Source organism: Vibrio pectenicida (assembly GCA_024347015.1).
In the GTDB taxonomy this organism is placed as follows: Bacteria; Pseudomonadota; Gammaproteobacteria; order Enterobacterales; family Vibrionaceae; genus Vibrio; species Vibrio pectenicida.
Genome location: AP024890.1, coordinates 753,940 through 775,840, shown reverse-complemented (window position 1 = coordinate 775,840; position 21,901 = coordinate 753,940). Strand labels below are relative to the sequence as shown.

The window sequence follows — 21,901 nt, the reverse complement described above, 5'->3', positions numbered from 1 at the left end:
GCCGTTAAGGCTACCACTCGTATTAACTATGTCAACGACACTTAAGTTAATATAGGGTTAATCTCGCCATCGATAGCATGTCACTACAAATAAAGGTTTGAGTTAATACGATATTACGCCTACTCCATTGTGTACCGCATTGTGGATATTCCCTCATTATACCTTTACAGCTACAATTCATTAACTAAATGGAGGTAGTTATGAAAAAACGTTTGTCAGTGTTAGCAGCTCTCTTCTTGGCAACCAGCTTTACTACGGCTGGTGAAAACATAATTTACAATGTAAATGGTAGCGATTACGAAGGTTATTGGGCAAAAGTGAAAGATGAAGCACCATTAATTTTACTCATACATGACTGGGACGGCTTGACCGAGTATGAAATAAAACGGGCTAAAATGCTCAACAATCTAGGCTATAACGTCTTTGCTGCTGATTTATTTGGCAAAGGAATTCGGCCAACAAAGGTAAAAGATAAAAAACAACATACCGGCGAACTTTATAAAGATAGGGAAAAACTAAGGTCACTGATACAAGGAAGCTTGAATTATGCCGTATCTCTTGGTGCTAAAACAAATAATCTAGTAGTGATGGGGTATTGCTTTGGGGGTGCTGCAACTCTGGAAGCTGCACGTTCAGGAATAAATGCTAAGGGTTTTGTCACCTTCCATGGGGGTTTAAAAACACCTGAAGGTCAGTCGTATAAGGATGCTTCTGGCCCAATATTAGTGTTGCATGGTACCGCTGACAACGCCATTACCATGGATCAATTTGCAACATTAGCGAATGAACTAGAAACTCAAAAAATTGACCATGAAATGATCACATACAGTGGCGCACCACATGCTTTTACCGTGTTTGGTAGTAAGCGTTACAGAGAAGAAGCTGACAAAAAATCATGGCAACGTTTTACAGAATTTCTCACATCTACCACTCAGTAACAACAGATATGCCCCATGACTTTTCCATGGGGCATACTCAGTTATTAAGGCGCAGAATCGACTTCTACGGGGAGGTAATGTTTTGACTCAAGTTTCAACCATTCCGGTAAGACCGTTCCGATAGAAATTGAAGACCAAGTACCAGAAAGAATGCCAATAAACATAGCGATAGAAAAACCTTCAAGTGCATTCCCTCCCATAATCCACAAAGCAGTAACTGTGAGTAGAGTGGTCCCAGATGTCACCATAGTACGAGAGAAAGTCGCTATTACAGCCTGATCATTTATCTCATCAATTGGAATGGACTGTTTTGCGACCAACAGCTCACGAATGCGATCGGCAATAATAATCGAATCGTTAAGTGAATATCCTAGTATGGCCAAAATAGCCGCAAATACAGTTAAGTTGAATTCCATCTGAGTTAAAGCAAAAAAACCCAGAACTAAAACTACATCATGAATAAGAGCCAGTAAGGAACCACTTGCTAATCTCCATTCAAAACGAAAACACAAATAACCCAAAATACACATCATTGAAATCAGTAGAGCCAGTCCTCCTTGCTCTACTAGATCTTGGCCAACTTGTGAACCAACCATGCTATTACTAATTACATCGACTTTGTCTGACACGCTAGCAAGTATCGAAGTAACATCTGATACCTTACTGCTATCTTCTGGGACTGGGTATCGAATAATCCAGCGACCTTCCTGATCAGAATGTGTAACTGCAGTAAATTCTCCCAAACTTGGCTTCAAGGCATCAAGCAACTCATTATTAGTCAGGTTTTTGTCTACTTGTACTTCTGTTACCATACCGCCAGTAAAATCTAACCCCATGTTAAGGCCTTTAGTCGCAAATGCCACAAGCGAGAACACCATTAAAGCAATTGATACAAAACCCGTGATATAACGAATTCGACGAATATTGTTTGTTAGATATTGAACCATAATTACACCCTTACATCCCGGCGGCCGTCGCGACCCCAAACCAAATTAATGATCGCACGTGAAGCGAAAATACCACTGAACATACTAGTTAGAAGCCCTAAGCCCAGAGTCAAAGCAAAGCCCTGAATAGGTCCATTACCAATTGAGTACAGGATTACAGCGGTGATCATAGTGGTAATATTGGCATCAAGAATTGTGCTTAACGCGCTACCAAAACCTTGGTCAATAGACTGAGAGAATGTACGACCTTCTGCCAACTTGTCTTTGATTCGTTCGAATATCAGTACGTTTGTATCAACAGCCATTCCCACAGTCAAGACAAGTCCTGCTATACCGGGTAAGGTGAGGACAGCCCCTGGAAGTAACGCAATAAGACCAAGTAGACTTACCATATTTATCATCAGTGCAACATTGGCTACCCAACCAAGGCGACGATACCATAAAGCCATGAAAGTTAATGTCATCGCCATTCCTAGTGCCAAAGCTGCAAAGCCATTCTCAATATTTTCTGCACCTAGTGACGCACCGATTGTACGTTCTTCAACTATGGTAACAGGTGCCGTCAATGATCCTGCTCGCAGCAGCAAAGCCAGGTTTTGCGCTTCGTCTAATGAACCTGCCCCTGTAATTCTAAACTGACTTCCTAACTGAGATTGAATAGTAGCGACACTAATCACTTTTTCGCTCCGTTCAGTCTCGCCGCTTGCATTAGTCGTATACTCACGGTATACGGTTGCCATAGACTTACCTATGTGCTTCCCAGAAAAATCGCTCATAACCTTACCGCCGGAATGATCAAGCGAGATATTAACTTCAGAAAATCCCATTTTATCCATACCCGCTCGAGCATTAACAATATGTTCTCCAGTAAGAACTGGACGTTTTGACAATAAAACGTCACGTCCATTATTGTCCTTCAAAACAATATTGTCGTAAGAGGCTGCTTCAGAAGGAGATTTAGCCTCATGAAATGCTAATGATGCCGTTGCACCAATCACATTCTTAGCCTGAGATGGGTCCTGAACTCCTGGTAGTTCAATACGAATACTATGCTCACCTTGCCTCTGAACTAAAGCCTCAGTGATGCCAAGTTCTTCGATGCGGTCACGCATAATTTTTAAATTTTGTTTTATAGTCACAGCTTGAAACTCTGACTTATTCTGCACAGTTGGTTTCACGGCTAAATAACCAGAATGACGCTTAATTTCCCAACCTGGGTAATTCTGACGTATATAGTTTGCAGATTTAGTCAATGCTTCACTAGAGTTACTCTTAAGATCAAACCCATCCACACCCACTTGAGCCAATTTAACTCCACGCAAATGCTCTTGACGCAACATATCTCGAATTTCATCAACAATAGTGTTGCGCTGCTCCTCAAATGCTTTATCAACATCCACGTTAAGCAAGAATTGAACGCCACCTCGCAAATCAAGACCCAACTTTATAGGGTTAAATCCCATATCACTTAACCATTTAGGTGCAACAGATACATATGAGAAACTAATAGAGTCTTTCTTACCCAATAGAGTGTTTAGAATTTTTCTAGCATGCGTTTGGTCTGTTTCACTGTCGAATACTACTGTTGTTGAGCCTTGTTCCTTACGAACTTCTTTAGCATGGATATTGTTCTGCTCAAGAAATCGATTCAACTCAACCGGATTGTCTATAAGTTTATTTCCATGTGACGTTGATACATTAATCGATGGTTGCTCACCATACCAAGTTGGTATCGCACTCAAAGCAAGGATAATAACCGTTATAATCAGCACAGCATATTTCCATCCTGCGTATCGATTTATCACTCTAGCTTGTTTTTTCTTTGGGTGATTATTCTTCATATTGATATCTTAAATAGTTTTACCTAACCAAAGGCGAGCTTCAGCTAAATGTAATTGTAAATCTGTATGAATAACGCGCATTATATAATGATAAAAATGTCACCATATGGCAATGTCATGAACTTTATATGTTTAATGACACACTAACGCGAGAACCTATTTGCGGAAATAAATGAAATGATTAAGAAAAGTGGCCGTTGAGAGCTACATATAATGCGTTTGACTCTTTCCAACCAGAAATACGGTATTGAGAATTGAAATCTGCACCGAACCACTCGCTATCTTTTTTGTCAGACTGAATGCTGTTAACAGCGAAGGTCTTTATTTTATCCGTCGTATAGCCTTCAAAATGAACTACACCTTCGACATAGTCACGGATAACCGAACTCAAACGATTATTCTGAATAATGGCTAACGTATCAGAGTCAACATTTGACTTCGACACTGGACGTTGAGATATCTCTATTTTTGTCGACTTAGCAAGTAAGGCTTGAATCAGAGATTGAGAATTATAATTGGGTAAATCATTATGAATTAGGCGTGAACTCGCATCAGTTGAATCTTTTGTCAGACAAGAGAAAGCCTGCGATGGCAGTGCCAATGCAACCAATGCAATCCAACAAAGCGATGTAATAAAACGCTGAACCATTCACAACACCAATAAAACAAATCGCTAGGATCATACTACCTAGTGACATTATTAACAAATAAAAATTCTACAAGCATATACTTTGACGCTTAGTAACAACTATTTGACCATTTATCGAGAAATAAAACAATCAGTAAAACACCTGAGTTATCGATAAAATATTTCTCCTGTTCGAACATCTAAATAAATCTTATTTGCCTGTTTAATACCCCCACAGTAGATAAAATATACATCACGATATTTAAAGGTTAGTGAACGTATCCAGCCATGTGTTTCCTCAAAGTCTTCTGGTGTACAGGTCTTTTCCTTAAGTAATTGATCGGTAATTTTTACAAACATTTCAAAATGCTGTTTAAAGTCATCTGATTTTTCTACGTAACTGCTAACCGTTTCAACTCTCTCTTCTTTTGTAATAGTTGGTGAAATCTCCAACAGCGCTTCCATAGGGACCCATTCGGCAATCTCTTCACCACCCTCTTCATAAACGTAGTAGCGAGAAATACGTCCCCAACCATTTTTTTTCTCTAGGATATGTAATTTTTCTCCACGATAAACTTCACTCTCAACAAAAGCATCATATCTAGGTGCTTCTCTAACACCCAATTTGGGAGGGCTGACATAATAGTCTGTTACCTCAGGTTTGGGATGCCGATGCTCTTTCTGCTTTCCAAGCAAAGGATCGGTAGGCTTTTTATTTCTCTCCCTTTCAGCAGCCTCTGCTGCATCTTGCTGTGGCTTGAAGTAGAAAATGTAATAACCACCACCAGCACAAGCTAGGCCAAGCAGCAGCATTACAAACATTAATATCTTTTTCATATTAGGTCAGCATCTTTCTATACTTAAATCATATTTAACCAATACTATAGCTAATATGACATTTCACGGGCTATACCTGACTATAGCGGCAACATTAGTGTTAACTTTACCAATGAAGAGTATCGCAGGGCATTGTGGTGAGGAGACATGGAACAAAGCACTCAGTTTTCAACAAGAGATTGAATCTTGGTACAATACAAAAGCAATTGATTTCAATAGCTTCTTAAACTCACATCAACAAAAAACATTTCTGCATAAACAGTTTACTAAAGATGAACTCAACTCTTTATTATCAGGAGATTCCTCTTACCAACAAAGATTTAAACAACAACTTAAAGTGTCAAAACACACTATTGCCAAGCTTAATAATGAAAAAAAACGTATTAACGAGCAGTCCGACCTTGTAAGAATAGCTTATGCCAATTGGGCTAGTATACATGATCACTGTAATCAATCAGGTCTAGTAATCAATAGCACCTCTAGTCAACGATACATGCAGCTCAATCAAAGCATACTTACTGATACTAAAAATTTGCTTAATAAATATAAATTGCTAATTCGCATTTATGAAAAAGAAGTTGATACACTTAGAAAAGTAAAGCTTTGAAAAATAAATATTAACTATATATATCAAGATACTATTTAAAATATTCATTCTTCATTGATAAGAAAAACCCTGAGTAAACCATCCTTTGTAGCTATTTTTTGTGAAATCACAATAAGTCAGATTAAATCCATCGTTACATCCATTCGAACACTTTATAATCACTCTAATTATCCTCAGAGTATTTCTTTAAAACTTGGAATTTGGAATGATAACCAACAACATTACTAATGCGCTTCTGGACGGCATTGAGCAAAAGACCCCACGGGTTGATTCTCAAAACCTTGAAGCTTATCTTGCATCAATTGGAAAAGCTGAAAAAGACCTTGAAAAAATTGACCCTGCCATTGCACTAATCGACAAGCAACCCGCAGACTCAGAAGTACTTGCTATGGTCGCTAATCACCAAAAACAAGTTGTATTGTCAATGGTGAGCGGTAATCCTGAGGATGCTATTGCGTTGGCGCTTGCAGCGAGTATTGAGGTATACAGCAAACAACTAGAAGAAATTCAAAGATGGACTGAAGGTGGTGAAGGTACGTTTGAAGCGATGCTCCAGCTAATGTTTGAAGATATTGTATCTACCCAGCCATTAAGTACCGAAGACTATGAAAATTTACTTCAAGTATTAGTTCTAGATCTGATGATTAATGCAGAAGAATACGGACTATCCGATTGGATGAATGAGTCTCAAACTAAAGATTGGACAAGCCATATACTGGAAGTCGTGGGAAGTGGTAATCACAGCACTCACCCTGGCCAATCAGGTTGGCAATCTGCTTCTGAGATTGCAGACAGCATAGAGGGTTTTCTTAATGCATTAATTGCTGAAGCTGGTAATAGCCTCCCTGAAGATTCACTCGCGGGTCAAATTATTAAAATTTTTGAGGACGAAGGCATCTCGAATATCGCTGATGATATCGAGGCTAGCTTTCATAGCAATCACGGTGGTATTGATACTGCTGATAATTACAGCCCTATGCTGCGTTTATCCATCATTTCCGAATTAATGTCACAAGTACCGTTAAGTCAGGAAGAAGTCGAAGTTGTTCTCACTGGGAGTAAAGCAGACGTCGACAAATTGGTTAAAGATAAAACAGGCGAAAATACTGGCATAGATCTTTTAGTCAACTCTCCAAATTCAGAATGGCAAGTAAGAACAGATCCTGATACAGGCTTAGGTCAAGGAGTCGACTACATAGGAAATGGTATTGACTATGATGTTCTTGTTTCACTATATACTAATTTCCCTCCAAGAGAGCTTACTGATGAAGAGTTAAAAGAAGTAAACCGCATCGGTGATCAGGTGAAAATGCTGCAACAAACGCTCAAATACTGGCTACAGATTTGTCGTGATGAACAAATGGCCATTGCTCGCAATATCTAATATTTACCATCATTTAATAGGGCGTCTGAACTCAGTATTTCAGGCGTTCTTATCTGTTATACCTGAAAACGCATATTCATAAAAACTCAGGTTAAATCCGTACCGATAGATTAACTACCTCTTTATAATCACCACCATACTTTTACTCTACCCTACTACTTCAGGAATTTTGGAATGATAACCAACAATATCACTAATGCGCTTCTGGGCGGCATTGAGCAAAAGAGCCCACAGGTTGATTCTCAAAACCTTGAAGCTTATCTTGCATCAATTGGAAAAGCTGAAAAAGACCTTGAAAAAATTGACCCTGCCATTGCACTAATCGACAAGCAACCCGCAGATTCAGAAATACTTGCTATGGTAGCTAACCACCAAAAGCAAGTTGTACAGTCCATGGTCAGTGGTAATCCAGAAGATGCTATTGCGTTGGCGCTTGCGGCGAGTATTGAGGTTTATAGTGCTCAACTTGAGGCAATAGAGCAACAAACCAAAGGTTTGGGAGCTTTTGAAGATGCAATGGAAGTAATGTGGGAAGATATATCCAAAACATCTCCATTGACAGGCTATGCGTTAGAAGATGCCTTTCAACTTGTACTCATGGATGTACTAATTCATCCAGATGACTATAACTTAACACCTGCAGAGCAAAATACCCTTCAACGTTTTATGGAATGTGGTGGCTCAGGGATGCATGGTTCTCACGAAAACTATGACCAAAACGAGTTTGTCCGTGACGTTGCTAAATTGTTTAATACTATTTATGCTCAGGCACCTGAAGGTAGCTTAGCACATACAATTACTCAATCGATGAAAAATGAGTCTGGCTGCCCAGAAGCTCTAGTAAAACAATTTGAAGATAACTGGGGTAACGCAGTCGATTGGAACAATGACTGGAATAACGGTACTGGAGAAATTTCTCCAGTAATGCGTATGGCTATCCTCTCAAGTGTTCTAGGCGATGAATCTATCGAGCTGACTACAGAAGAGTATAACCTACTACTTACAGGTAGCCTGTCAGAAGTTGATGACTTTATACAAGATAAGTACGGTAAAAGTACAATTGAATACATTAACCAAGATCTTGATAAATGGAATTATCACTATGACCCCAATGAAGACACCGGTGTCGGTTACGGCATGAACTTCTGGTCTAGTGATGGAATGACGGTAGATTATTTCACCGAGTTATCTGAGAATCTACCTGCTCGTCCCCTAACTGACGAAGAACTTAAAGAAATCAACCGAATCGGCGACCAAGTGAAAATGCTGCAACAGACACTCAAGTACTGGCTACAGATTTGTCGTGATGAGCAAATGTCGATTGCTCGAAACATATAAACGTCAGTGGCGCTATATCATCTCGATAAATTTTATCGACGTAAAAAAGCCTGAAGCGAAGGGGGAGTTAATCGCTTCAGGCCACTAATAATTAACTTTGATTGTCACACTTGGAAGCACATATGAAATCATTACGGTGCAATCCTTTAATCGCATGACTCCACCATGTTACGGTTACCTTGCCCCACTCCAATAGGATAGATGGGTGATGGAATTCGTCTTCTGCAAGTTGGGCGATATTATTAGAAAAGTCCCATGCTAATTGAAAGTTTTTGAACTTATACACTTTCTCCAACTGCGGAATATCATCGCGTACTATTATTTGCCAGTTATCCAATTCGGTAAGCAGCAGCCGCTGCTCTTCCTTCGTCAATGCTATAGATTCTGGGCTGCACGCTTCACAACGTAGTTCATTAAGCATGTGTTTTTTCCTTTGATTTAAATAATGGGGGAAGTAATCCAACCTTCATAGCCTTACGAACATGAGACATTAAATCCTCTTGGCTGAGTTGGTATAGCTGTTCAATATCATTCAAGATAAAATACGCTGGCTGCATGATATCAATACGATAAGGAGTACGGAGCACCGTATGAATATCAAATTCTTCTCTAACAGGCTGCTCTCCATCTAAAGCGTATAACGTTTCTCCTGGTGAGGATAAAATTCCCCCTCCATAGATCTTATAATCTTGCGCTTCTCTTACCAACCCAAACTCGATAGTGAACCAGTAAAGCCTTGCAAGATATACACGCTCTTTACTGTCTGCGTCTCTGCCCAACTTACCGTACGTTTCAGTAAAGCGAGCAAATTCAGGGTTAGTCAACATAGCACAATGGCCAAAAATTTCGTGGAAGAAATCAGGCTCCTGTAAGTAGTCAAACTCTTCTCGTGAACGCAAGAAAGTCGCTACAGGAAACTTTTTATCTGCGAGTAAAGCAAAAAAACGATCAAAGTTAATCAGTGCAGGTACTGGTTCAACTTTCCAGCCAGTCTCTCTTTGCAAAATTTTATTAATCTCAGGTAACTGGGGGACCCTATCGACTGGTAAATCTAGTAATTCTAAACCTCGAAGATATTCCTTACATGCACGCTCATTGACGAGCTCTAACTGGCGCGATACCAAATCATGCCAAATCTGGTCTTCTTCACTACTCCAGTCAACAAATCCTTGTTTATTAATAGGTTTAGAAACATACTCGCTCATTGCAATGCTCTTTAACAAATCCTTTACATAAAGCCTATCGTCTGACTAAATCGGTGACAATTGACTTGATCATATCCCCTCTCACATGCAATGTAACATTTTCTTTACATGGTTGTATTTTCTTCTTATTTTTCAGAGATATGATCATCTATGATTTGTTTGACATTGTTGGTTTTTACCACAAAACTTAGCCATGTTTAAAAGGAAACTATCTGAGACGAGGAAGTCATGTCTACTCATAATATAGCCGCCCTAGATCCTGTATGGATGCCCAGCAGCCAACGCATAGCGGCCTCAAACCTACACCAGTTCATCAAGCACATTAATATGCAGGGTGAAGCGATCGAAAACTACACTGACTTACACCAGTGGTCAGTAGAAAATGCTAAACACTTTTGGTCCAACCTATGGCAGTTTTGCGATGTGATCGGCTTTAAGGGTGATTGTATTTATGGTGAAGGTGTCGCTCACTGGGGGAATTTTCTCCCAAGCCGTGACACCATATGGTTTCCTCAAGCTCAGGTAAATTATGCTGAAAACTTGCTCTCTTATGCATTTCAAGAACCTGAAGCGAAAGCAATTTTCTTCAAGAATGAGCATGGCTACGGCTATTCACTCACTTGGCAACAGCTCTGTGACCAAGTATCACTCATGCAGCAGTGGTTAAAACAGTGCGGAGTGGGAACTGGTGATATCGTAGCTGGTTACTTACCTCATATTCCTGAAACGATTGTAGCTATGCTTGCAACAACCAGTTTGGGAGCGATCTGGACCTCTACATCCCCAGATTTCGGCGTTGACAGTGTTAATGAACGTTTTGGCCAAGTCCAACCCAAAGTGTTGTTTTGCTGTAACGGCTATCGCTTCAACGGAAAAATCTTTCACATGGAAGATAAAAATAACCAGATTATAGATAGCATTACTAGTATCCAACATGTATGTTGCATCAGCTACTTAGAAGGTGAAAAACCGATTGTTTTCTCTAGTGAAAAAATGAACGATTGGGAATCTATCGTTTCCAGCTTCATTCCACGCAACGTCGAATTTCAACGTGTTGGGTTTAATGAGCCTTTATTCATTCTCTATTCATCTGGTACAACAGGTAAACCAAAATGTATTGTTCACTCAGTTGGGGGGATCATACTTAATCACGTTAAAGAGCATCAGCTACACTGTGATGTACAGCCATGCGATAGGGTCTTTTATTACACTACATGTGGCTGGATGATGTGGAATTGGCATGTATCAGCATTAGCCAGTGGAGCAACATTGGTCATATTTGATGGCAGCCCAGTACATCCATCGGAAACTGTTCTTTGGGAATTTGCCAAGGAAGCACAAGTTACACTATTTGGTACATCAGCAAAATACCTCGAAGCATTAGAAAAAGCACAGTACTACCCTAGCCAACACTTTGAATTGAAACACCTGAAAACCCTATGCTCTACTGGCTCCGTGCTTTACCCGAAACAATTTGATTTTGTTTACAACCAGATCAAAACAGACCTACATTTAGCTTCCATTTCTGGCGGTACAGATATTTGCGGATGTTTTGTCATTGGTAATCCAATATCTCCTGTTTTTCGTGGAGAATGTCAGGCTCCAGCTCTGGGCCTAAATGTGCAAGTATTTAACGAACAAGGACAAACTATCGTCAACCAACGTGGTGAATTGGTTTGTCTGAACAGTTTTCCAAACCAACCACTAGGCTTTTGGAAAGATAATGGAGAACGTTACCATAAAGCATATTGGAACAAGTACCCAAATGCTTGGCATCACGGGGATGACGTTGAAAAGACAATAAACGATGGACTCATATTCTACGGTAGAAGTGATGCAACCCTTAATCCTGGCGGAGTTAGAATAGGAACTGCAGAAATATATCAGCAAGTAAATCAATTGCCAGAGATCAAAGATTCTATTGCTGTTGGTCGAGCTGTTGAAGGTGATGAAAAAGTTGTCTTATTTGTCCAGTTAATTGATAACGCTAATTTCAACGATGATCTTATCTCAACCATCAAATTACAACTGAAAACCAAGTGCTCACCAAGGCATGTACCTGCCGAAATTTATGCTATTAGCGATATCCCAAAAACAAAATCCGGAAAATTGGTTGAGTTAGCAGTAAAACAAATATTGCACGGAAAAGAAGTAAAAAATAAGGGTGCCATCGCTAACCCTCATGTATTGGATGAAATTGCTCAGTATACCATCCAAACAACGTGTTAATATCTACCAAGCCCGAGCAAATTGTTCGGGCTTAAAAAATTACTCAGCCACATTACTTTCTCGCAATAGCCATTAATACCATTAATTTACCTCTTGGCGTTTCAAAACCGAACGGTGTTGTAACTTCTACTTCTTCAAAGCCAACGCTGCTCAATACTTGTAAGACATGTCTGGGGGTCATACCACCCTCTTGATCATGTTCAGAAAACCAATCCCAATGGATAAAGTAATTTCCCTTATTCAATAGGCTGTAGACAATATCGGCCACATCCGAGTAATTTGGCAAAAAACTACATACGGATGATGCGACTACTAAGTCAAATTGATGACGAAATGCAGGATGCATCGCCACTAAGCCTCGAGTAAGACAATCGACAACAGGCTCAACATTGTTTAGTTGCTTATTATCAAGTTGCTCAATCATCGCTTCTGAACTGTCTAACCCAACAATATCTTTTACAAGAGGGGACATTTTTTGACTTAATAATCCAGTTCCACAGCCTAAATCAAGTACTCTCATACTTTGAATATCAACAATTTCTTGAAGTGATTCAAAGGCTTTATCTGCGTATAATAGTGCAGTGGGCTCACTTTCCCACTCTGCCGCGTAATCGTCCCAGCTAGTAGTCATCATGATCTCCCTGTTACATCATTCAATTTGGCACCGACCAAGATTACCAAAACTACATTAAATTCATAGCTTTTAGCTTCAGAAAACAGACAAGATTTGTGTATTCTTATAACATACATTCGTATAAACACCGATGAAGTGGCGACACCACATGAACCTATCGCAAATTGAAGCGTTTTGTACCATTGCAGACACCGGATCAATTTCAGAAGCCGCTCGGCAATTAAATTGCAACCGGACAAAACTTAGTATGTCGATTAAAGCATTAGAAAAGGACCTGCACACAGAGCTGTTTAAGCGCACGGGCAACCATGTGGCTCTGTCTGAAGCTGGAAAAGCGATTTATAAAGATTGTCACAGCTTACTCGCCACTCTATCACGCATTCATCAGACTTGCTCTCAGGTTTCAGGTGAGTTTAATGCCGAAGTTTGGCTAGCAAGGGATGATTCACTTCCTGATGAGATGTGGCAAGAGTTTTCACACAAACTTAACAACATGTTTCCCGCAACTTCATTTAATATTGTACAGGCGTCTAGTGGAGATCTAGCAAATTTAGTGGCCACTCAACAAGTCGATTTTGCGTTTGGTGTTGACTACGAACGAATAGATGACCCACTCATAACTTATCATCCATTGGGAAAAATTCGTTTAATGTCAGTGTGTAAAGCAGAACATCGACTTAGTCAAATGCGGCGGGTATCTGACGAACAACTACGTAATGCTATGCAAGCTATTATGGTCTACCTTAACGAAAAGGATAACCCAGAACTTCAACCCTTTTCGTTGCGGCACATTGGGTTCTCAAGCTTTGACAACATGCTAAGTACGATTCTTACAGAAGATGCTTGGGGAGTACTCCCCGAACCTCTGATTCGTCATTACCTGCGTAAACAAGAACTCGCGGTTATCAAACATACCTATGGTTTAACACAAGAAGATTATTGTATGTTTACCGCGGCAGGAATGTCCGAGCACCCTGGCATGTCATGGCTCGCTGATAGACTGAATGAGTACTTATTTGACTTCTAGCATTGCCAATACCTAAGCAAAAATGAACACTCCCTGACCGCTATTGTTGACTAAATTGATATTTTTATAGTTATTAACGACACTCACTGTCAAACTTAATGACGCATAAAGCTGTACTTATCCGACTGAAATTTAATATAAAATAATTCATTCGATAAATTTTGGTTACTTTTAATACAAATCAAGTTTGTAAATTCTATCTATTGCAAGAAAAATAAGAGTATGTCGTTAACAGAGACAACCCTATGTGTGCCAAGACAAGCTTGAATGAAAAACGTATTTTGATTTTTTCAGCATTTCTTGCTTTGGGTTTTGCCATCGGTGGTTTAGTACTTGGTACTCTTGTTGGATCCTTGGTCATCTTGTTTGACGGAGTTTATTCTTCTGTAAGTCTGGTGCTAACTTTATTGTCACTCATCGTATCAAAGTACATTCAAAATCCGTCAAGACACCACTTCCCATATGGCAAAGCTGTGTTAGAACCAGTTGTTATTGCGATTAAAGGCAGTGTTATATTACTCATTGTCAGTTACTCGCTTTATTCTGCAGTGGCAGCACTTTTTACTGGTGGACGTGAAGTTGACGTATCTATTGCGACTCTCTTCGGTGCTATCAATGTATTGGGCTGTGGTTATGCATGGTGGCATATTGCTCGTAAATCCAAACGCTTTTCTTCCGGGTTGATTGAAGCAGAAGCTAAGCAATGGCAGATGGATACCATGCTCAGTGTCACGGTAACGCTAGGTTTTGTCTTTGCTTGGACAATAACCCTATCGCCTTTTGAAAGGTATGCGGTCTATGCTGATCCTATAATGATGGTTTTAATGTCATTTTACTTTATTAAAGTGCCTGCGATTATGCTTAAACAATCCATTCGAGAAATGTTAATGATGTCTCCCAGTACAGACATACTTGAAGTTGTAGACCGAGAAGTTTGCGCTTTGGACAAGCAAGTAAAACAGCATTTAGAGGTAGATGCTGTCACCAAAGTTGGGCGTGAGCTGAGAGTTAGCTTAAATGTCCATTCAAACGACAAACAACTTGCCATCGCAGATCTCGACAAAACTCGGCGAATCTTAAAACATCAGTTGGCTCAATTACCACTAGACTTAAAGCTGGAGCTAAATATTGCTTCATAACCACTAGTCATTTTCTTCAAAATGACACAACGTGTTACCTAATTATTTCAAATTGAGAGTCAAAATAAGCAATATCGCAGTCATGAAATTAGACATTGTATTAGCACCTTAACCGAATGCTACCTTTCGAATCAAACTCATTATTCATATTTAACCTTTTGACTTTGTTTACTTATTTAAAGAAATCAAACAAAAGAAAAGAAGCCAAATACACCATATTCAACTGATATCACACAAGTAAACCTTACTATGGTTCAAATTTTGCTTTAGTACTATTATTTACAGAAAGTCAGTTAGCGAAAGTTGATTGGTACATAGAGGGGACACGTATGGCAAAGTTCGAACCTGACAAATTCACGATTCTGGTCGTTGAAGATAATAACTTATCCCGCAAAGCGCTGATTGGTATGCTGTTTAAAAGCGGGTATGAGAATATCTTGAGTGCACCTGACGGTCAAACTGCGATGGAAAAAATCGAGCATAATCATATCGATCTCGTCGTAACTGATATTAATATGCCCCACATTAACGGCTTGCAGCTTATTAAGGCTATACGAACAGGTGCAACACATGCAATACCAGAAACCAGTATCATTGCGGTAACGTCCCTTTCAGATGTAGAAACTATATCCGCCTGTATGAGACTTGAAATTGATGCTTTTTTACCTAAACCTGTAACCGTAAAAGATGCGCGAGAACAAATAGAACAAGCAGTAATTGGCCATACTGAACTCTACCAGCAACACCTTTATGACGAAATCGAAACTGATCTCAATTCTTGTAATCAGGTTCAATCAAGCGAGCCGACAGAAAAAAATAATGACGAAACAATCACTCTGCAAAGCCTTTTTGATTTACGTGCAGGAATGACATTAACACGAGATATTTTCGCCAATAATGGAGTTTGCCTTGTAAAAGCCGGAACTCTACTTGACGGGAGGCTAGTAAAGCGATTGTGTGAGCTAAAATCTATTATCGCCGAACAACCAATCCGAGTAGAACTTGAACCCACAGACGCCTGAATTGCCGTGGTAAATATCCATGTGCTGCGATTTCATAATTACCAATAAGGAGGGGGGAAGTCTTCTAATTTCTCCCCCCATTGAAAGATTTTTTACGTTTGGCGCAGCGAACAGTTACCTTTATCTTCTCTTCACTACTGTAGGTATTCCAGTCTAGGATCTCCGTTAATGTACGGTAACACCCAAGACATATATCTTCTTCATTGAGGCAACACAAACGTACACACGGTGAAGGTACTTCTTTATTCACATGTTTTCCCCATACGATACTACAACGCTATTGAGCAAAAGCCAAACTGTCGAATTCAATACATTCCAAAGGTGTCTCTATAACTCTAGTCAGACTCCAATACTTTTTTATCCAACGTAAACTTTTCCTCGTATAAGGTCATAAAGTCTTTCCTTATTTCCTGTTCAAGATGTGTCGCCTTCTCTGTTGGGCAAAATAGCATAAAATGAACAACTTGCTCTCCTGTGGGAGCACTATTGATATGAATATGTGGTTCTGCGCCTGGCAAATCGACACCTGCATGCTTTTCAATCATAGAGTTGTAACGTGTTGCAACATCACTAAAGTACTGACAGTGATCCTCAATCTTATTAATCATAGTTGGAAACAAGGGATATAAATTAACAAAATCAACCACCACAATCGAGAAGTTATGGTAGACATAGCGCTTCATGAAATTGAGGTTTTTAACTGGGAAAGTAAAAAACATGCTATTGGGTAAGGTCGCGGTTTTTCCAGTATAATGGTACTGGCCATGATGCAAATCAATTTCTTGGATCACGGTCGCCATCATATTGTGTTCAATAACTTCGCCGCACAACTTACCTACTTCAATCCAGTCACCAATTCTAAAAGATCTAGAGCTCGCACGCTGAATAAACCCAGTGAAACAAAGAATAATCTCTTTTGACGCAACCACGATAGCGATGGCTATTGCAGTAACGGATAACGCAAATTCATTTATTTCTGACTTCCACAATATGAACAGCAGCAAAACAGTAATAGAAAATGTGCCATTCTTTGTTCTAGACATCCAGCTGCGTTGTTTTTCTGTTACAAAAGCAACATCACCACGAATTTTCGATAATATTATTCTTCGAACAATAACAACAAGCCCAATAATAAATAACGTAAAGATAAACTTATGAGTCAGAAAAAAATTGATAACAAGATGTAGATTCTCCACTCTAAACTCCCTACACCAGTGAATAACGAAAGGGCATCAACCCCAATCTACACTTCATTCTAAAACAACCACAAAAGTATACCAATCGGCTATACCCAATAATGGAATGGCTCCTGCAATTACTTAAACCGAGCAGAGGTGATAAACTCACCAAACGTCTCGCACCAAACCACAACTGTATTGTATTGGGATAAATCCAATTCTTGAGGTAGATTTAGAGCAAAGCGATCAAACGTTTTAACATCACCTACCTGTGTCATCTTATGTTTTGTATCATTAAAGTCCTTTTCTGTTTCAATAAATTGAGGTGATAAATAAAGTTTATAATCTGGACCAGGAGCTAATTCTCCTACAAAAGCGATCTCTTGGTTGCTAATTGACACCGAACCTTCACCCCAATGAAAAAAGTCGCTATCTTTACGATCACGTTGAAAAGTTGCAGTATAAATGGCGTTATTGGTAATTTTTTCAACCGAGCTCATGGTAGGAGAATCAGGCTGGGTAAGAATAGGTAAAGCATAGATCCCAAGAGCAAAACCAAATGCTCCACAAGCCAAATGAGTAAACAATAAAACAATTTTTTTCATTTCAATACCTATAATTAGTTTATATGTACAGATAGACAAAGTGAACAATTAGATAATAGGTAGCATATATATATTTGCCTTCTACTAATTGGTATTTTCCTACAACAATCACAATACTAACAATTACAGTCACTGATATCGATGTAAAACGATGGCTTGTGAGTGCAAGTTTCAATCACTTAACTTCAAATCTTATTTGCAACAATATGCATCATCTAGATATACAACTATGAACAAAGATCACAAATTTAGTATAAGATCAAAATACAACTCTGCATTATATTGGCAAATTATCATCAGCCATCTAGCTTTAAAAATGTATCAACTAACGTACTCGTGAACCAAGTATTCGCGAACAACGTCAGAGGCTAACCACGACGCAAACACAACAATATATAGCCCCACTTTCATGTGGGGCTATTTGTTTACACTCCATATACCCTTGCCTATTTAATTGGACTCTAATCTACTAAGTTAGACTGGATTTCTATCAACAGCGATATAAAATAGCGTTCTAATACATTAACCATGGATATGTTATGGAACGAGATTACACTCTCTCATACTTGGAAAATACCTCCAGGGATGAACTCCAAGAACTGAGCCTTAAAATGCTAAATCGACTCATAGACGATAACTCGATGTCCGAGATCTTTACGTTTGAAACCGATGAAACGGCTTCAGAAGATAAGCTTTTTCAAGCACAATTTGACGCTATGCTGAGAATGAATGCTATTGCATTAAGTCAATTACCTGCACTCTTTAATGATTCTGAACAACCTATTCAAAACACTAAGCGTATGCAGAGGCTCTTACTTTGGCACTTTTATGCAATATCTTTTAAACTAGAACGAACAATTAATCTTGCAGTACATTGCGAACATGTGGAAACCATACTTGAGGAAGCCCCAGAGAACGCCATAGAATGGGTGACAAGTTTAACAGACTTACTTCGACAATATGCTTTGATTGCTAACAAATAGAGTTACGCTAAATTGATAGGTTCTGTGACTGAATTAACTTAGCACATCACAGAACCAAAGGTAAAAATGATGTCAACTAATCATTTGAAAGTACGACTCGAGCATTATGATTTTGCAGCGGACGGTTATTTGTACCCATAACCAACTCCAGTTCTTTCGCTTGATCCAAAGTAAGAGTCTGTGGGGACTTAGCGACTATCCAACGAACTCCCTCAGAACAAGGCGGTGTAGTTAAAGAGCCATTAAAGCGATAATATTTGGCAGTTTTCGGCAACATATCTTTGACCGAAAACGGAGCGTCTAGTGTGACAGTATGATTGGTTTCTGGCATGGATTTAATAAGTTTGCTTATCTCTTTATTCTTGTGTGTATTAAGATCGAACATCACAGCCAAAACAGCAAGATGTCCTGCTTTATCTGAATTGACAAAATGCGCTTCTAGAGGGTAACCATGACCTTTGATATGGTTTTCAGAAGGAGTATGGAAATGAAACTGCGCTAAATTAAACTTAATACCATCGAGAGTGAATATATTGCTACCACGAACAACAGCCTGTAACGTATGGCCATTATTCGTTAAGCCCGTCACTGTTCCGTTATATTGTATGTCTAAAGACTTGAGTTCTGCTTCAACCGTATCATTTTCATTTATGTCGATTGGACTTTGGTTCTTACCAGCAGCACACTCTTGCGCAAACTCTCCCCAATGCTCTGGGCCTATATCACCTTGATATCCCCATTCTGCCGCTTGAACATAGCTACATAAAGCCACTAAAAGGCTTCCTGCTATCACATTTATCTTAATCATATCTCTTCCCTTAGTAATAAGTTTAACCAAATCGGCGACATCATAAATCGAAGGACAATGTTAGTAATAGCGAATACTGTATGATTAAATATGAAGTTGGGAAGAGTGTATTAAAGAAACGAAATTTACAATTTTTTTCACTTGTAAATACTTAAATCAAACAAATAGTAGCCGAGCGATAAACGCTCGGCTAGAAACCCTATCTTCAACCTTAGCTAAGACCAAAGCATAAAAGTTGATAAAAAAATATCAAAGTACTATTGCCAATCCAGTATTACTTTGCCTGACATACCAGAGCGCATTGCATCAAAGCCTTGTTGGAAATCATCCACCTTAAAGTGATGTGTTATGATTGGCGTTAGATCTAGGCCAGATTGAATCAATGATGCCATCTTATACCAAGTTTCAAACATTTCTCGGCCGTAGATACCCTTAATCACAAGACCTTTAAAGATAACTTGGTTCCAATCAATTCCCATATCTGATGGTGGAATACCTAAGAGAGCTATTCGTCCACCATGATTCATAGTTTTGAGCATACTACTAAATGCAGCTTGGACACCTGACATTTCAAGACCAACATCAAAGCCTTCTGTCATTCCAAGATCAACCATGACATCTTCTAGGCTTTCACTGGCAACATTGACAGCGCGAGTAACACCCATCTTACGTGCAAGATCCAAGCGATAATCATTCACATCGGTAATAACCACATGTCGAGCACCTACATGCTTTGCCACCGCCGCCGCCATAATACCGATAGGCCCAGCACCCGTGATTAGTACATCTTCGCCAACTAAATCAAACGATAACGCAGTATGTACTGCATTACCAAATGGGTCAAAAATTGACGCTAGATCATCTGAAATCCCTTCTGGAATTTTAAAAGCATTGAATGCAGGAATAACCAGATACTCGGCAAAAGCCCCTTCCCGATTTACACCCACACCAACAGTATTACGACATAAATGCGTTCTCCCACCACGGCAGTTACGGCAGTGACCACAAGTAATGTGCCCCTCACCAGAGACACGATCACCGATTTCAAAGCCCCGAACCTCTTGGCCCAGATCGACAACTTCACCCACATATTCATGACCGACTACCATAGGTACAGGAATTGTGTTTTGAGACCATTCATCCCAGTTGTAGATATGAACATCTGTGCCACAAATTGCGGTTTTCTTTATCTTAATGAGGATATCATTGTGTCCAAGCTCAGGCTTGTCCACTTCAGTCATCCAAATACCTTCTTCAGGCTTAAGTTTAGACAGGGCTTTGATTTTCATTACTTTATAATCTCCATGTCACGGGCAACCTCGATAAACACATTAATAGCACGATCTAGTTGCTCAGGAGAATGTGCTGCTGACATTTGTGTACGAATACGTGCCTGTCCTTTCGGTACAACAGGGAAAGAAAAACCAACCACATATATACCCTTTTCTAATGCACGCTCTGCAAACTCTGCTGCCACTTTTGCATCACCTAACATGATTGGGATGATGGCATGATCAGCACCCGCAAGTGTAAAACCAGCTTCTGTCATACGATTACGGAAATGCTTGGCATTTTCCCAAAGACGACTTCGTAAATCTTCGCTTTCTTGAAGAAGACCAAGAACACGAATGGATGCGTTAACAATGGCTGGCGCTACTGAATTGGAGAACAAGTACGGACGTGAACGTTGACGAAGCCACTCAATCACTTCTTTTTTACCCGCGGTATAACCACCAGACGCGCCACCCATAGCTTTACCAAGCGTACCAGTAATAATATCAATACGATCAACAACATTATGATATTCATGTGTCCCTGCGCCGCTTCCCCCCATAAAACCTACTGCATGAGAGTCATCGACCATAGTCAAGGCACCGTACTTTTCCGCTAGATCACAAATAGCAGGTAGATTAGCTACAACGCCATCCATCGAGAATACACCGTCCGTCACAACCAAAATATTGCGTGCACCCGCTTCTTTTGCAGCAAGCAACTGCTGTTCTAACTCTTGCATATTATTGTTAGAGTAACGAAAACGCATCGCTTTACACAAACGAACACCATCGATGATTGAAGCATGATTTAACGCATCAGATATGATGGCATCTTCTTTGCCTAGAATAGTTTCAAAAAGGCCAGTATTTGCATCAAAACAAGAGGTATAGAGGATCGTATCTTCTTTACCAAGGAATTTAGAAAGCTTTTGCTCAAGCTCTTTGTGGATATCTTGAGTACCACAAATAAAACGTACAGATGCCATACCAAAACCATGCTGCTCCATACCGGCTTTACCCGCTTCTATCAGCTCAGGATGATTTGCGAGGCCTAGGTAGTTATTTGCACAGAAGTTTAATACCTCTTCACCCGTCGAAATCTTAACAGCGGCCTGTTGCTGAGAAGTAATGATACGTTCTGATTTGTAAAGACCTTCAGCCTTTACCTCTTCAATCTGTTGTTTGATCTGGTCGTAGAATGCAGAAGCCATGTTAAATTCCTTGCTAATTATTATGTAATTTATTGTGCTAGAGCCGTATTTTTAGTCAGAAAACCT

At 39.6% G+C, this 21,901-nt stretch carries 22 protein-coding genes; 9 read left to right on the top strand and 13 right to left on the bottom strand.

Annotation, left to right across the window (positions count from 1 at the left end; translation table 11 throughout):
* The first annotated feature begins 200 nt into the window (after nt 1-200).
* Nucleotides 201-938: a dienelactone hydrolase family protein gene (locus OCV27_RS18430; protein ID WP_171361230.1), complete on the top strand. Its 738-nt coding sequence runs from the start codon at nt 201-203 to the stop codon at nt 936-938.
* 44 nt (nt 939-982) lie between these two features.
* On the opposite strand, the gene secF is transcribed toward OCV27_RS18430, so the two are convergent.
* The 4 genes from secF to OCV27_RS18410 all read right to left on the bottom strand — a co-directional run bounded on the left by secF (nt 983) and on the right by OCV27_RS18410 (nt 5,191).
* On the bottom strand, nt 983-1,885 hold the full coding sequence (secF, locus tag OCV27_RS18425) for a protein translocase subunit SecF (RefSeq protein WP_337969435.1): 903 nt from the start codon (nt 1,883-1,885) through the stop codon (nt 983-985).
* 2 nt (nt 1,886-1,887) lie between these two features.
* Nucleotides 1,888-3,726, bottom strand: coding sequence for a protein translocase subunit SecD (gene secD, locus OCV27_RS18420; protein WP_337969434.1), 1,839 nt, complete (start codon nt 3,724-3,726; stop codon nt 1,888-1,890).
* Between the two features lie 181 nt (nt 3,727-3,907).
* Nucleotides 3,908-4,375 carry a hypothetical protein gene (locus OCV27_RS18415; protein ID WP_337969433.1) on the bottom strand — a complete coding sequence of 156 codons (468 nt, stop codon included), beginning with the start codon at nt 4,373-4,375 and terminating at the stop codon, nt 3,908-3,910.
* Nucleotides 4,376-4,522: 147 nt separating this feature from the next.
* Nucleotides 4,523-5,191, bottom strand: a complete 669-nt coding sequence (locus OCV27_RS18410) for a flagellar basal body-associated FliL family protein (protein WP_253820511.1) — start codon at nt 5,189-5,191, stop codon at nt 4,523-4,525.
* A 97-nt stretch (nt 5,192-5,288) separates the two neighbouring features.
* On the opposite strand from OCV27_RS18410, the gene OCV27_RS18405 reads away from it, so the two are divergent.
* The 3 genes from OCV27_RS18405 (at nt 5,289) to OCV27_RS18395 (ending at nt 8,520) form a co-directional block, all read left to right on the top strand.
* Nucleotides 5,289-5,798, top strand: a complete 510-nt coding sequence (locus OCV27_RS18405; RefSeq protein ID WP_337969432.1) for a hypothetical protein — start codon at nt 5,289-5,291, stop codon at nt 5,796-5,798.
* Between the two features lie 205 nt (nt 5,799-6,003).
* Complete coding sequence (locus OCV27_RS18400) at nt 6,004-7,182, top strand: hypothetical protein (RefSeq protein ID WP_337969431.1); 1,179 nt, start codon at nt 6,004-6,006, stop codon at nt 7,180-7,182.
* 174 nt (nt 7,183-7,356) lie between these two features.
* The gene (locus OCV27_RS18395; RefSeq protein WP_125322685.1) at nt 7,357-8,520 is read left to right on the top strand and encodes a hypothetical protein; all 1,164 of its coding nucleotides are present in this window, start codon (nt 7,357-7,359) and stop codon (nt 8,518-8,520) included.
* Between the two features lie 91 nt (nt 8,521-8,611).
* On the opposite strand, the gene OCV27_RS18390 is transcribed toward OCV27_RS18395, so the two are convergent.
* Nucleotides 8,612-8,941, bottom strand: a complete 330-nt coding sequence (locus tag OCV27_RS18390; RefSeq protein WP_125322684.1) for a 4a-hydroxytetrahydrobiopterin dehydratase — start codon at nt 8,939-8,941, stop codon at nt 8,612-8,614.
* Entirely contained in the window at nt 8,934-9,725 is a 792-nt protein-coding gene (gene phhA, locus OCV27_RS18385) for a phenylalanine 4-monooxygenase (RefSeq protein ID WP_125322683.1), read from the bottom strand. Before phhA ends, OCV27_RS18390 begins: the two co-directional genes overlap by 8 nt.
* A 228-nt stretch (nt 9,726-9,953) precedes the next feature.
* On the opposite strand from phhA, the gene OCV27_RS18380 reads away from it, so the two are divergent.
* The gene (locus tag OCV27_RS18380) at nt 9,954-11,954 is read left to right on the top strand and encodes an acetoacetate--CoA ligase (protein ID WP_125322682.1); all 2,001 of its coding nucleotides are present in this window, start codon (nt 9,954-9,956) and stop codon (nt 11,952-11,954) included.
* Nucleotides 11,955-12,006: 52 nt separating this feature from the next.
* On the opposite strand, the gene OCV27_RS18375 is transcribed toward OCV27_RS18380, so the two are convergent.
* Nucleotides 12,007-12,585 (bottom strand): class I SAM-dependent DNA methyltransferase, encoded by a 579-nt coding sequence (locus tag OCV27_RS18375; protein WP_125322687.1) that lies wholly within the window; start codon nt 12,583-12,585, stop codon nt 12,007-12,009.
* Between the two features lie 151 nt (nt 12,586-12,736).
* Between OCV27_RS18375 and OCV27_RS18370 the strand changes: the two genes are divergently transcribed.
* From OCV27_RS18370 to OCV27_RS18360, 3 genes are all read left to right on the top strand, one after another.
* Entirely contained in the window at nt 12,737-13,615 is an 879-nt protein-coding gene (locus tag OCV27_RS18370) for a LysR family transcriptional regulator (RefSeq protein WP_125322681.1), read from the top strand.
* Nucleotides 13,616-13,860: 245 nt separating this feature from the next.
* Nucleotides 13,861-14,754, top strand: a complete 894-nt coding sequence (locus OCV27_RS18365; protein ID WP_125322680.1) for a cation diffusion facilitator family transporter — start codon at nt 13,861-13,863, stop codon at nt 14,752-14,754.
* 329 nt (nt 14,755-15,083) lie between these two features.
* Nucleotides 15,084-15,776: a response regulator gene (locus OCV27_RS18360; protein WP_125322679.1), complete on the top strand. Its 693-nt coding sequence runs from the start codon at nt 15,084-15,086 to the stop codon at nt 15,774-15,776.
* 64 nt (nt 15,777-15,840) lie between these two features.
* Here OCV27_RS18360 and OCV27_RS18355 read toward each other — a convergent pair whose 3' ends face one another.
* The 3 genes from OCV27_RS18355 to OCV27_RS18345 all read right to left on the bottom strand — a co-directional run bounded on the left by OCV27_RS18355 (nt 15,841) and on the right by OCV27_RS18345 (nt 17,559).
* On the bottom strand, nt 15,841-16,026 hold the full coding sequence (locus OCV27_RS18355; RefSeq protein ID WP_245986818.1) for a DUF1289 domain-containing protein: 186 nt from the start codon (nt 16,024-16,026) through the stop codon (nt 15,841-15,843).
* An 85-nt stretch (nt 16,027-16,111) separates the two neighbouring features.
* Complete coding sequence (locus OCV27_RS18350) at nt 16,112-16,972, bottom strand: mechanosensitive ion channel family protein (RefSeq protein WP_125322677.1); 861 nt, start codon at nt 16,970-16,972, stop codon at nt 16,112-16,114.
* Between the two features lie 119 nt (nt 16,973-17,091).
* A complete protein-coding gene (locus OCV27_RS18345; RefSeq protein WP_125322676.1) occupies nt 17,092-17,559 on the bottom strand; it encodes a DM13 domain-containing protein in 468 nt (155 codons plus the stop codon).
* A 539-nt stretch (nt 17,560-18,098) separates the two neighbouring features.
* Here OCV27_RS18345 and OCV27_RS18340 point away from each other — a divergent pair.
* Complete coding sequence (locus OCV27_RS18340) at nt 18,099-18,542, top strand: exoribonuclease R (protein ID WP_125322675.1); 444 nt, start codon at nt 18,099-18,101, stop codon at nt 18,540-18,542.
* Nucleotides 18,543-18,618: 76 nt separating this feature from the next.
* Here the strand turns inward: OCV27_RS18340 and OCV27_RS18335 are convergent, their stop codons facing one another.
* The 3 genes from OCV27_RS18335 to OCV27_RS18325 all read right to left on the bottom strand — a co-directional run bounded on the left by OCV27_RS18335 (nt 18,619) and on the right by OCV27_RS18325 (nt 21,835).
* Nucleotides 18,619-19,347, bottom strand: coding sequence for a carbonic anhydrase (locus OCV27_RS18335; protein ID WP_125322686.1), 729 nt, complete (start codon nt 19,345-19,347; stop codon nt 18,619-18,621).
* A 260-nt stretch (nt 19,348-19,607) separates the two neighbouring features.
* Nucleotides 19,608-20,639 (bottom strand): L-threonine 3-dehydrogenase, encoded by a 1,032-nt coding sequence (gene tdh / locus OCV27_RS18330; RefSeq protein ID WP_125322674.1) that lies wholly within the window; start codon nt 20,637-20,639, stop codon nt 19,608-19,610.
* Nucleotides 20,639-21,835, bottom strand: coding sequence for a glycine C-acetyltransferase (locus tag OCV27_RS18325; RefSeq protein WP_125322673.1), 1,197 nt, complete (start codon nt 21,833-21,835; stop codon nt 20,639-20,641). Before OCV27_RS18325 ends, tdh begins: the two co-directional genes overlap by 1 nt.
* Between the last annotated feature and the right edge of the window lie 66 nt (nt 21,836-21,901).